The following is a 12,824-nucleotide window of genomic DNA, read 5'->3' as shown; positions in this document are numbered from 1 at the left end:
TCTTATGATGGAAAAATTGTTGTACGGCGTTGCTTATTACGACGAATATATGCCTTATGAGCGGTTAGATGAAGATATTCGGATGATGAAAGAAGCAGGCATCAACGTCGTCCGGATTGCGGAATCGACTTGGAGTACGCATGAGCCGCAAAACGGCGTGTTTGACTTCTCTTCCGTCGACAAGGTACTGGACGCCATGCATAAGGCCGGCATCGCGGTGATTGTCGGTACGCCGACCTATGCCGTGCCGGCTTGGATGGTAAAAGAGCATCCGGACGTACTCGCGGTTACCGCTAGAGGCCCCGGCAAATACGGCGCCCGGCAAATTATGGACATCACGAATCCGGCCTACCTCTTTTATTCGGAACGGATTATTCGGAAGCTGATTAGCCGCGTATGCACTCATCCAGCCGTTATTGGTTATCAAACGGACAATGAAACGAAGCATTATGATACGGCGGGGCCGAATGTCCAGCTGCAATTCGTGAAATATATGCGGGAGAACTACGGTACGCTTGAGCGGGTGAATCAATTGTTCGGACTTGATTATTGGAGCAACCGTATTAACAGCTGGGAGGAATTCCCTTCGGTTATCGGGACGATCAATGGCAGCCTTGGCGCGGAGTTCGCTAAGTTCCAGCGCAAGCTCGTGAATGAATTCCTGGCATGGCAGGTCTCTCTAGTGAACGAGTATAAGCAGCCGGGACAATTCGTTACGCAAAACTTTGATTTTGAATGGCGGGGATATTCCTTCGGCGTTCAACCTTCCGTAGATCATTTTGCCGCTTCTGAGCCCTTTGATATCGCGGGCGTAGACATTTACCATCCCTCACAGGATGATTTAACCGGCATCGAAATTTCATTCGGCGGCGATATGACGCGTTCGCTGAAAAACAGCAACTACTTGGTTCTCGAGACGCAAGCGCAGGCTTTTCCGCATTGGACGCCGTATCCCGGGCAATTGCGGCTGCAGGCGTTCAGCCATCTCGCATCGGGAGCGAATATGGTCGCTTATTGGCACTGGCATTCCATCCATAATTCATTCGAAACGTATTGGAAAGGTTTGCTAAGCCATGACCTTAAGCCGAATCCGGTATATAACGAGGCCATCACGGTTGGAGCCGATTTTGCGAGGCTGAGTGATAAGCTCGTGAACCTGAAGAAACGGAATCAGGTTGCCGTAATGGTGAGCAATGAAGCATTGTCCGCTATGGAGTGGTTTAAGCTGCCAGACGGGAAAATCTACAATGACATCGTGCGCGCTTTATATGATGAACTGTATAAGTTAAATGTCGAGGTTGATTTTATTCAGCCGTCATTCGACCGTTTGGATGAGTACAAGCTGATTATCGTTCCGGCGCTTTACGCGGCAGCCACCGCGGATTTGGAACGGCTTAACGCTTATGTGAGCGGTGGCGGCCATGTGGTCTATACGTTCAAAAGCGGCTTTACGGATGAAGTGGTAAAGGTTCGCGACACCGTGCAGCCGGGCATTATTAACGAGGCATGCGGAATCACTTACAGCTTGTTCGTGCAGCCTAATCAAGTGGGCTTGAAAGGGAAGCTGATCAAGGAAAGCGATGGGCTTAGCCAAGTTGGGATGTGGATGGAGCTTATTACGCCTACGACGGCCGAGGTATTGGCTTATTATGAGCATGCGCAGTGGGGCGAGTATGCGGCGATTACCCGAAATGAATACGGGAAAGGAACAGCAACCTATATCGGCTGCATGCCAAGCGCAGAAGTGGTGAGCAGAGTGCTTAGCGGCGCCGTTCGGGACGCAGGATTATGGGGTTCGAATCAAGAGCTTGCATTCCCTGTAATCGTGAAAACGGGCGTCAACGGCAATGGGCAAACCATTCGGTATTATTTTAATTATTCGGGACAAGAGACTTCCGTTCCTTATCGTCACCAGAACGGCAGGGAGCTGCTGTCAGACCGCAGCGTTGCAAGCGGAGAAAACTTGGAGCTGGCTCCTTGGAGCTTTCTTATTATCGAAGAGTAGCAAAACTATAAGGTTGAAGCAGGCATGGCTTGCTTCAACCTTATTTGCGTATGCTAATGATCATAAGAAACGTGAGCGTCCAGATGCGTAACTTGACGAAATTAAATTACTTATGTATCATTACTTACGATAAGTAACTGAGATAATAATCGAAGCGTTAGAAATCAGCGCTTGAATAGAATAGAACGAAAGTGGTGTTTGTCATCAAAGAGGAAACAACGCATACGGAAGGCTTACTTCGTTCAGAGAAGCAGCCTGGCGATTTTGAATTTGGCATATATACGCTGGGCGACCTATGTCCTAGCCCCGTTAGCGGGCAAATGCCAAACGCGAGAGAACGTATGAAAGAGATCATAGCGGCTGCCCGGCTTGCCGATGAGGCCGGTATTGATATTTTTGGCGTTGGCGAGCATCATCGTTTGGATTTTGTCATTTCATCGCCACCCGTTGTTTTGGCGGCAATTGCGCAAGCGACAACGAACATTCGATTAACGAGCGCGACGACTGTGCTTGGCACGTCGGATCCGGTGAGGGTGTTCGAAGATTTCTCGACCTTGGACCTGTTGTCGGACGGCAGGGCGGAAATGATAGCGGGACGCGGGGCTTATGTAGAATCCTTTCCTTTGTTTGGTTTTGAACTCAGTGATTATAAGGCGTTGTTTCTGGAGAAGCTTGGCATGCTGCTGGATCTGAACAAAAACGAGCGGGTAACCTGGGAAGGCGCTTTCCGGACGTCGCTGCGAAATGCGGAAATTGCCCCCCGTCCGGTGCAAACGGAACTGCCGGTTTGGGTCGGAGTCGGCGGCACTCCGCAAAGCGCGGAGCTGGCTGGCAGCTTTGGCGCGGGCATGGCGCTCGCTATCTTAGGCGGCGATCCGGCGCGGTTTAAGCCGCTTGTCGACGTGTACCGGACCGCCGGCAAACAAGCGGGCCACAAGCCTGATGCCTTAAAGATTGCTATAACAAGCCATGGCTATATTGCGAAGACCGCCGAGCAGGCGAAACAAGAATACTATCCTCACTATGCGAATTATGTGAGCCAGTTTATGGGCGGTAATGCCAGGGGCGAGCATCTTTCGCGCGAGCAATTCGAGCTGATGGCAAGCCCGATGAGCGCTTTGGCGGTGGGAAGCCCGGAGCAGCTGGTTGAGAAAATATTGGCACAGCATGAGCTCTTTGGCCATCATCGTTTTATGGCTCAGTTCGATATCGGCGGAATTCCTTTCCCGAAGGTAGCCGCATCGATCGAACTGCTGGCGGCGAAGGTGATGCCGGTTGTCCGCAGAGAGCTGCGGAAATCAGCTGTGCGAACTGTGTAACGCTCGCTTAACTATAATGTAAACGGAAGACTGGTCATTGCCGTCCAAACGGCGATTTCCGGTTTTTTTTGTTTAACTTGAAAATGGTTTCAATGGTTTTGATCAGTTTAGTTACTCTAACAGTGAATCTAAACTTTCATTTTTGGGTATGGGTAGAAGAGGAGTTTGATGAAACCTCGTAGCCGATTCGGTCGCTGAAGTGGTACAATACATTAAAACTGACAGATAAGGGAGAGGCATATGAAGGCTTCCAAACTAGAGGAATTAAGACAAGACATTGATCATTTGGATAAGGAGATTATTTCCTTGCTCGCAAAAAGGTTTCAATTGACGGAAGAGGTGGGAGTCTATAAAGCAGCCCAGAAGCTTACTGCGCAGGATCCTGGCCGTGAATCCCAACAATTCGAAAAAATTGCGAAGCAAGCTGCGGATACGGATTTAAACCCGGATTATGCGTCCGTTATTTATAGATGCGTAATGGATTTAGTCATTGCCAGACATAAAGAAATAAAGCTGTCCCAACAGACAAATACGCCAATTGGACAAATAGAAGCCTACTAAACAACCGTTTACTTCAAGAGGGAAGGGATGGTAACGATGATCGTATACAAAATGGAAGACGCGTTCATTTTCATTGCGCAGCAGGATCATGCCCGTATTTCGGGAGACCTCGTTTCCGCTTGGAAGGACGCTTTGTTCCTTAGTGCCGAGCGCAGGGAAGAGCTAAACTTAGCCGCTTATGAACATGATAGCAGCTGGATCGATTTGGATCGTATTCCGCTTTGGAATGATGCGGCGGGTGCTCCATTTTCTTTCCGGGATTTTCCGGGAAACATTCGCTTCGTCTTTTACTCCAGAGGACTTGACCGTGTACAGGAAACCAGCCCGTATGCCGCTCTGCTCGGCAGTATTTTGTATACGACGCTTGCCGAGCAGTTTAGAAACGAAGATACGGTAACGTTCGTCGAACGTGAGTTTACAAGGCAAAGCGCCATAATCGAGCAGCTGCAGCTTGACGTGAAGCTGCTTCAGCAGCATGCGAAGGCATTGCTGCTTTGCGATGAACTGTCGCTGTTCGCTTGCATGGAGAAGCCGGGAACATTACGTGAGCATTACGAATGGTTTGCCAATGGATTTTCTTATTGGTTCGATCGCACGGGGCAAACGAAAATGCTTGCCGAGTGGAAGGATGAATCGACGATCGAGCTCGAACCTTTCCCTTTCTGCCGGGATATCGATACGGTTCTGTCATACAAGAAGGTAAGTCATGTTGATATTTCTAAATATGGAATAGCAGAAGCATATCGCCGAGAGCAGCATCGGGAGCATAAGCTCCGGTTTCAGCCCCAAAAAAGTTAAAAACCGAATGATTGGCTTAAGGATACCTCGGATTTTCTGGGGTATCCTCTTTTTTCTAGCCATTTCCTTATCTGATCGGCCCCATGGCTCCAATCTTGAGATCTAATTTCACATGGACGTCCGCATCCTCAAACGCTTCTCCCCAGTGATCTTCCACTTTTTTAAACGCTTTATACTCAAATGCCCTTGCGTAGATGCCAAGTCCGATCGGATCGATCTGATGTTTTTGGAACGAGCGGATGACCTGTTCCATTTGGGCTTTCATTTGCTCAGCGGCTTGTTTTTCCAATTTATTTGCGTCATTGGCAACATCATAAGGAAACAAATGCTCGGATAGGCCAATCGTCATTTTGATATGAAAATCAAAAACAAAACGGCCGTTTTGGTAGGAGGTTACTATTTTCGTTTTTATTTTGCTTGCCGTGAAGCTCAGCATGTCGGTAGCGAATGGTCCGATATTGGGCTCGCCTGGCATCCGATAGGAGAAGCTGACGCCAGGCTTGGCCTTCTTCTGCAAGACATGGAGCAGCGCGGTTTCTTGGGCATCTAAAGACTTTTCGTATTTTCCTCTCGAGTTAAGCAGGGCGGAACCTTCCAACCGTACTTCCTTTTTCACTATTTTTACTTCAGCCATATAAGGCGAAATTCCCTTTTCATAAAATAATTGATGCAGATCTTGCACGGTCGTAGCATATGTTTCCGATTTTTTGCTTTTGGTCTCGACCATTCCCCTGAGCAAAATAGGCAATTGAGGCTGGTCATCTTTGTTTAGGTATATAATCTCCGATACGGGGCTGTCAATGACGATAACCCTGTCCATGACCGTATTTCTTGGATCGCGAAATAGCACATCAAGCATACGGAACCAATCCTCGTGCTCCAGCAAACGTTTTCCGATCAAAAGGACTTGGTAATTCCGACCCTGCACGGAGCCGGCCGTTTGGGCGTCTTGCTGTGACTTGGATTGACGGAGCGTAAACGCTTCGCCTCCGCCTTGTTGGCTCTTTTTGTTAATGTTTTTGCTGAATACCGGTATTGTAATGTAATATTGGAATTTATCGTTCTCATCTAGGTCGATGCCTAAGGCAAGGGGCGTCGCCGCATTTTCAAGAGAGAGTTCATCACTGCAGCCGCAGGCCGAAAGACAAATGACTGCCAAGATAATCAGGCATTTTCGCAGATGTGGTTTCATATTCGGTTCCTTTTCATCCAAGCCTTTTTTGAGGCGATAAAGGCGAGCAGCAGACATGGAAATACATATTCTATACCGATCCCGAACCAACCAATCCAAGTGCCGAGAATGTCGCTTTGATTAAAGGTGGGCAAATAAAAATAGGAGCTTATAACAAGCGCGATGCAAAATAGCTGTATGGGCAGGGTCGTATCCTTCAAACCGAAAATCCATCTTAAGCAGAAAGCGGAAATATAGGTGGAAGGAATCCATGCCAATGAAAATAAAAACAAATAAAAGGCGATAAAAGGAACCTCGATCCGTTCCATGAAACGGAATTCGATGGTTTTCAATATGCTGATGGTGGGATCATTGTACTCAACGATTTCGTCGGGACTGAAATACATAAAACAAATCATCGTGATGTAAAAATAGATAAGCATCGTTATTAAGTTGGAGTGAAAGAGGCTTCGGAAGGCTTTCTCCTTCGTTTTTAAATGCGGATATAAAATAAAGGTAGCCACCATGCCGAGACTTGGGTAAAGCATAGCAGGCACAGCCTTCAGGACAGGCGCCAAGCCCTCCTTGAACAGGGGGAGCAGATAGAGCCAGTGGGCGTGTTTAAGCGTAAATAAATATATGAACGGTATCCAGCCGGACAAGAAAAAGATGAGCTCGGAATACCTCCCAATGGTTTGAGGCCCATGCTTGCTGATGATATAAGCAGGCACGAGAAATAAAACCATGAACAGATAAGAAGACGTGTTTGGCATCAGCCATGCCTTCGTTATGAGAATCCCCCGGTCTAGGCTGTCATACACAAAAGATAGAAAATACAAACAAAGCAGCAAAGCAAAGCTTTTGCCGGCCCAAGCGCCAAAATGTTTGGAGAGCAGATCAAGTATCGTGCCATCAGGCATATTTTGCATGATCTTCACGATGATAAAGCTTGCTGCCAGGCTAAAGGCAAATCCAATGGGGATCGCCATCCATCCGTCGGTTCCGCTTGCATCAGCAAGTTGTCTAGGAAGCGAGAGGATGGATACGCTCACTTGAATGCCTGAGATGATAAATGTAAATTGCATAGGTGTAATGAGAGTGTTCTCGCTTCTACTCATTGGTCCTCCTCCTTCTGAGTATGGGGGCCCTGTCTTTTTCTTTGCTGGGGCAGGCTGTTTGTTGGACGGTTTTTAAGGAGCCATATCGGTATTCTGACGAGGGTATCCTTCCAATCGGCAAACCGTATCGGACCAAGCGGACTGCTATAAGGCATCCCTAACGACTTCAAGGTCAACAGGTGGGCAATCATTGTCATCAAGCCGATAACCAAGCCTACAAATCCGAATGTGGTTGCAAGAACCATCAAAAAAAATCGGATGAGTCTTACGGCGGCTACCATATCGTAGTTGGGCAAAATAAACGAGGAGATAGCCGTGAATGCCACAACGATAACCATAACGTTGCTTATCAAGCCGGCTTGAACGACGGCTTGTCCTATGACGATACCGCCTACTATGCCCACCGTTTGCCCAATGGGCGCAGGCAGCCTGATGCCGGCCTCGCGCAGCATCTCCAGCGTGATTTCCATGAGAATGGCTTCCACGAATGGCGGAAAAGGAACCTGGCCGCGCGATTCCCCCAGTGTCAGCAGCAGCTTCATCGGAATGATCTCGAAATGAAAATTGACGACGGCGATATAAAAAGCAGGGAGAAAAGCCGCGGTGAAGAAAGCAAACAGCCTAAGCAATCTCAGAAACGTAGCGATAGGCCAGCGCATGCTGTAGTCATCCGTGCTTTGAAAAAAAGAAAGGAAGGTAACGGGCGCAATGAGCACATTCGGTGACCGGTCGACAACGACTACGCATCTTCCCTGCAGCAGCTGCGATGCGGCTGAATCCGGACGTTCCGTCGAAATGAACTGCGGAAATAAAGAAAAAGGATGATCCTCAATCAATTCAGACAGTTCGCCTGCAGTAAGAATGACATCAATGTCGACGTTTTGGATCCTTTTCTCCAATGCTTCCAATAGGTCCAGGTTCGTGACATCCGCCAAGTACAATATCGTCACGAGGGTTTGTCCGCGCCGTCCGACCGTGATTCGCCTCATCTTCAGCTCTCGATTGGCAATATAACGGCGAATCAATGCGATATTTTGCCCGCTTGTTTCCACGAAGCCTTGGTGTGAGCCTTTTAAAGAAGACTCAAGTTGAGAATCTTGAATATCCCGCTGCGGCCAACCCATGGTTCCCAGTGAATAGGCTTCGGTCCGCCCATTGACAAATAATATGCTATACCCGTGCAGGAGCAAGGCTTCAATTCGCGCCCAGCTCGTCTCAAGTTCGAAATGACTAACGGTCATGATAAGGTCATCGCCAGGCTGCCCGCTGCCGGATTCAAGCTGAAGGGGGCGCAGAACGTCATGATTAATAATCGTGCTATCCGTCAGGCCGTCTATAAAAATTAAAGCAGCTTGCTCGTTCGTCTGCTTGATTGTTAATTTTCGGATAATTAAATCGGGTGTCTCGGAAAAAATGTCGTTGATTCGCGGCAAGATTTTCGTCAGCTCAGCGTCTATATGATCCGATAGGGGAGGAGAGACATCGTCGAGCTGTTCATCCATGGGAAAGCGGCTCCTTTCCTTCGTGTATTCAAAGCATCGCTTTTATTTTGCCACGGTTTACCATGGTTATTCATGTAACAGAAAATACCCCCTTGCTCTTTTGCAAGGGGGTATGCTTCTTTTGCTGTTCCTTTTAATCTAGGTGCCGGCTTTAAATAAGGTGGCGATGGATCCGCCTTCGGTGATGATTTTGATTGCTGTGGCAAGAAGAGGCGACATCGGCAATACGATAAATTTATCGGAGCGTTCCTCGCCGATCGCGATAGTATCCGTAATGACGACCTCGCGAATGTTTGGATGGTCAAGCTTCTCGAGCGCGTTGGCGGAGAAGAGCCCGTGCGTTGCGCATATGTAAGAATCATGGGCGCCTCTTTTTTTAAGCGCCTCTACAACGTTTACGATCGTGCTGCCCGTATCGATCAAATCCTCGATAATGATTGGCGTCATGTCTTCGACATCGCCGATGATATGCGTAATCTCGGATTGGTTATGAGCAGGCCGATTTTTGATCATGATGGCGAAAGGACAATCGAGCAGTCCGGCAAGCTTCTCGGCCGTTGTAGCGCGTCCCGCATCGGGAGATACAACTACCGGGTTTTTAATCTTTTTGTTTCTTAAATATTCAATGATCAAATCAAGCGCGGTTAGATGATCGACCGGAATATCGAAAAAGCCTTGTATCGGATCAGCGTGCAGGTCGACCGTAATAATGCGGTTAGCCCCAACCGTGGTCAGCACATCCGCAACCATCTTAGCTGAAATCGGTTCGCGCGGCGCTGATTTTCGTTCTTGTCTCGCATAGCCGTAATAAGGCATGACGATATTGATCGTTTTGGCCGATGCGCGTTTTGCGGCGTCAATCATAACCAGCGTCTCGATCAAATGCTCGTTAACCGGATGCGAGAGCGATTGAATGATAAAAACGTCGCAGGTGCGAATCGACTCCCCGTAGGATACATGGATTTCTCCGCTTTGCTGCCTCGATATGGCGACATTGCCGAGCGGAAGCTCAAGCTCTTTGCACAGCTCCTCGGCCAGTCGTTGGTTCGAAGTGCCGGAAAAAATTTTAACTTTTTGCATTTGTTCCTCCTTAAAGGTTTGCGAAGCAAACCTACTTCGTAAGCATGAGCTTAGGTTTGCGAAGCAAACCTACTTCGTAAGCATGAGCTTAGGTTTGCGAAGCAAACCTACTTCGTAAGCAAATTTCATCTCTATGCGACATTCTTTGCTCAATCATAACAAACAAAACATAGGAGGACAAATGTTTGCTGTGCCTATAATCGTATTGGAACAAATAATGAAAGATGATAAAGTAGAGTTTTGATGTATTTATTGAAGAAGGAGTTGCAATGCGTGCCTAATCACAGCCAAATACAATCCTTAAAGGGCAGTTCTTCGGAGGACACGAAGCGAGTGTGGCTCATTCTGCTGCTTGGCTCGTTGTCTGCGTTCGGACCGTTGTCGCTAGACATGTACCTGCCTGCCCTGCCTCAGCTGGCAAAGGACTTCGGAACAAGCTCTTCGCTCGTTCAGCTCAGCTTAACGGCCTGTATGATCGGTCTGTCTGTCGGACAGCTTTTCTCCGGAACCTGGAGTGACATAAAGGGGAGAAGGCTGCCGCTGCTCATTTTTTTAGCCGTATACGCTCTATCCTCGGTATTATGCGCGATGGCGCCTTCAATCGGAATTTTAATCATTCTCAGGTTTATCCAAGGCTTTTCCGGTTCAGCCGGCATCGTTATATCCCGGGCGGTCGTCCGTGATTTGTATGAGGGTCCGTCGCTTACCCGATTTTTTGCGATGCTGATGCTGGTCAACGGGGCGGCTCCCATATTTGCTCCCATTGCGGGCGGCCAACTATTAAGAGTAACGTCCTGGGAGGGCGTATTCATCGTGCTGGGCGTTTGGGGCATGCTTATATTTTTTGCCGTGCTATTTGGCATGCCCGAGACGCTTGCGCCGGATAAGCGAATGACCGGAGGATTTCGTCAAACGATATCGACCTTCGGCATCCTGCTGCGCGACCGTTCCTTTATGGGCTACGCGCTGGCGCAAGGTCTCGTGATGGCGGCGATGTTCGCCTATATCGCAGGGTCGCCCTTCGTGCTGCAAAATATTTACGGCGTGACGCCGCAAAGCTTCAGCTTGTTTTTCGCAATAAATGGCTTAGGTATTATATTATTCGGACAGCTTACTGGCCGGCTTGCGGCTAAGGTGGGAGAGAACAAGTTGTTCGTCATCGGACTCGCGATTGCAGCATCGGCAGGAACGGCGCTGCTAACCATGATTTTGCTCGAAGCGGCTCTGATCTATATTCTCGTTCCGTTATTTCTGGTCGTATCCAGCGTAGGCATCATCAGCACGACAGGCTTCTCGCTGGCGATGCAAAAGCACGGCAGCGCCGCAGGCAGCGCATCCGCCTTGCTAGGGCTCCTCTCTTTTACTTTCGGAGGCTTGATGGCGCCGCTGATCGGCCTCGGCGGCAGCGCAAACGCGCTTCCGATGGGTATTTGGATTGCTGCCGCAGAGCTTGGGGCTGTGGCCTGTTATGTTCTTATAATTAAAAACCCGTTCAAAAAACGGTAATCTTTATGAAAAGCTGTCCATCTGAAATTGAGGAATCTAGGAGGGGGCGGCTCTTTTTTTGCTGCTTGCCTAGGTGTATAATGTGTGCTTAGAAGGGGTGGGAGCATGTCCGCGGAGATAAGGGCTTATGAGTTGGTCGCGTTGAAGGAAATCGCCGAGACGCTGAACAGTACCAACGACATGGAAGAAATGCTGAAAGACGTGCTTGCCAAGCTGCTCCAAGTAACAGGCTTTACGACCGGCTGGATCTTTATGATCGATCATCATAACGAAGATTTAAGCGTGACTACACATCATTTACCGGAGGGGCTTCGGGCAAATAACCAAGCACTGATGTGCGGATCAGCATGCTGGTGCGTAGAGAGATTCAAGCAAAATAAGCTGGAGCAAGCGGTGAATATTATCGAATGCTCCAGAATTACATATGCGGTTAACAATGAGCTCGGCGATACGGAGGGTGTTTCCCATCATGCAACCGTGCCGCTTCATGCCGGCTCGGACCGATTCGGCCTGTTGAACGTCGCGGAGTCCGGGAAGGTGAAATTCTCGGAGGAGGAGCTGGCGCTGCTGCAAGCGGTAGCCTATCAAATCGGCACGGCGATTAAACGAATCCGGCTCTACCAGGTTCAGGAGAAGCATGCCCTTCATTATGCCAAGCTCGGTGATGTCATTCAAAAAATAAATGCCATACAGGATATTAACAATTTGCCGCTCCAGGCCGTTCGCTATATTGGCGATACCTTCAACTGGCAGCATGTTTCGTTGTTTATGTACGAGCAGGAGCAATTATCGCTGCGCGCGCATTATACGGATAAGTGTGTCAAGAAAGAGTGGCTTTCAATGGAGATTGACCAAGGAGGAACGGTAAGCACCGCTTTCCGTGAGAATCGGATCGTTACCTTGTCGGATTGCCATCAGGTACCCAGCTCATCGTTGACGTCCATCGGAATTCCGCCGTTCTCCTCAGCCGTGGCGATTCCCCTTCGTATTCGAAGCAAGCCGATCGGCGTATTGTTTATCAGCAGCCAGCTGGGCAGACAATTTGATGATTATCTCGAGGATTTTTTGTATTCGTTAGGGGATCATTTTACGCTAAGCGTGGAAAATTTGCGGGTGTATGAGCAGCGGCGAGAGCTGGCTCGAATGGAAGAGAGAAACCGGATGGCAAGAGACCTGCATGATTCGGTTATTCAAAAAATATTTTCATTATCCTTTCTCGCCAAAGGGGCTGAAACGGTTCTTGCGGGCAAAGAGCCGATCGTCGAGCGGTCCCTGCAAGAAATAAGGCAGCTCTCCCAAGAAACGCTGAAGGAAATGCGAACGCTCATCTGGCAGCTTCGCCCGGCAGGCTTAGAGCATGGACTGCTGACTGCTTTAAAGCAATACGGCAAGAACATGGGCTTAACGGTATTTGAACAGGTTGAAGGCGTAAGGGAGCTGCCCCGGGCAATTGAAGAGGCGTTTTGGCGGATCGGGCAAGAAGCCATGAACAATGTAAAGAAGCATGCGGAAACCAATGTGGTGTACGTGCGGTTAATTAAAACAGAGCAGGCTGCCAGCATTGAAATCAAAGACCAGGGCATTGGGTTTTCACCAGAGAAACGCAAAGGCAAGCTGACGATGGGGATGCTGACGATGCGGGAGCGGGCGGAGACGCTGGGCGGCGAGCTGTCGATCAAAAGCGCGAAGGGGCGGCCCACTGTCGTAAAAGCTACGATCCCGGTCGCGACAGATATGGAAATGTGGAATGAGGAATGAGGAACA

At 48.9% G+C, this 12,824-nt stretch carries 10 protein-coding genes; 6 read left to right on the top strand and 4 right to left on the bottom strand.

Annotation, left to right across the window (positions count from 1 at the left end; genetic code table 11):
* Positions 1-7 precede the first annotated feature (7 nt).
* From MRBLPE1_RS22935 to MRBLPE1_RS22920, 4 genes are all read left to right on the top strand, one after another.
* Entirely contained in the window at positions 8-2,005 is a 1,998-nt protein-coding gene (locus MRBLPE1_RS22935) for a beta-galactosidase (protein ID WP_364149650.1), read from the top strand.
* A gap of 203 nt (positions 2,006-2,208) precedes the next feature.
* On the top strand, positions 2,209-3,324 hold the full coding sequence (locus MRBLPE1_RS22930; RefSeq protein WP_364149792.1) for an LLM class flavin-dependent oxidoreductase: 1,116 nt from the start codon (positions 2,209-2,211) through the stop codon (positions 3,322-3,324).
* Positions 3,325-3,564: 240 nt separating this feature from the next.
* Entirely contained in the window at positions 3,565-3,885 is a 321-nt protein-coding gene (locus MRBLPE1_RS22925; RefSeq protein ID WP_364149649.1) for a chorismate mutase, read from the top strand.
* A gap of 27 nt (positions 3,886-3,912) precedes the next feature.
* Positions 3,913-4,683 carry a DUF3891 family protein gene (locus MRBLPE1_RS22920; RefSeq protein WP_364149648.1) on the top strand — a complete coding sequence of 257 codons (771 nt, stop codon included), beginning with the start codon at positions 3,913-3,915 and terminating at the stop codon, positions 4,681-4,683.
* Between the two features lie 67 nt (positions 4,684-4,750).
* On the opposite strand, the gene MRBLPE1_RS22915 is transcribed toward MRBLPE1_RS22920, so the two are convergent.
* The 4 genes from MRBLPE1_RS22915 to MRBLPE1_RS22900 form a co-directional block, all read right to left on the bottom strand.
* A complete protein-coding gene (locus MRBLPE1_RS22915) occupies positions 4,751-5,875 on the bottom strand; it encodes a Ger(x)C family spore germination protein (RefSeq protein ID WP_364149646.1) in 1,125 nt (374 codons plus the stop codon).
* Positions 5,872-6,972: a GerAB/ArcD/ProY family transporter gene (locus tag MRBLPE1_RS22910; protein ID WP_364149645.1), complete on the bottom strand. Its 1,101-nt coding sequence runs from the start codon at positions 6,970-6,972 to the stop codon at positions 5,872-5,874. The genes MRBLPE1_RS22915 and MRBLPE1_RS22910 overlap by 4 nt, the downstream gene beginning before the upstream one ends.
* Positions 6,969-8,474 (bottom strand): spore germination protein, encoded by a 1,506-nt coding sequence (locus tag MRBLPE1_RS22905; protein ID WP_364149643.1) that lies wholly within the window; start codon positions 8,472-8,474, stop codon positions 6,969-6,971. The genes MRBLPE1_RS22910 and MRBLPE1_RS22905 overlap by 4 nt, the downstream gene beginning before the upstream one ends.
* Before the next feature lie 138 nt (positions 8,475-8,612).
* Positions 8,613-9,554: a ribose-phosphate diphosphokinase gene (locus tag MRBLPE1_RS22900; protein WP_364149641.1), complete on the bottom strand. Its 942-nt coding sequence runs from the start codon at positions 9,552-9,554 to the stop codon at positions 8,613-8,615.
* A gap of 273 nt (positions 9,555-9,827) precedes the next feature.
* On the opposite strand from MRBLPE1_RS22900, the gene MRBLPE1_RS22895 reads away from it, so the two are divergent.
* Together MRBLPE1_RS22895 and MRBLPE1_RS22890 are read left to right on the top strand one after the other, a co-directional pair.
* Positions 9,828-11,060 carry a multidrug effflux MFS transporter gene (locus MRBLPE1_RS22895; protein ID WP_364149639.1) on the top strand — a complete coding sequence of 411 codons (1,233 nt, stop codon included), beginning with the start codon at positions 9,828-9,830 and terminating at the stop codon, positions 11,058-11,060.
* A gap of 105 nt (positions 11,061-11,165) precedes the next feature.
* Positions 11,166-12,818 carry a GAF domain-containing sensor histidine kinase gene (locus tag MRBLPE1_RS22890; RefSeq protein WP_364149637.1) on the top strand — a complete coding sequence of 551 codons (1,653 nt, stop codon included), beginning with the start codon at positions 11,166-11,168 and terminating at the stop codon, positions 12,816-12,818.
* Positions 12,819-12,824: the final 6 nt, after the last annotated feature.

Origin of the sequence: Paenibacillus sp. LPE1-1-1.1, from assembly GCF_040676435.1 — a bacterium.
GTDB lineage: Bacteria > Bacillota > Bacilli > Paenibacillales > Paenibacillaceae > Pristimantibacillus.
The sequence above is the reverse complement of the archived record's forward strand: the minus strand, read 5'-3'. Positions and strand labels throughout refer to the sequence as shown.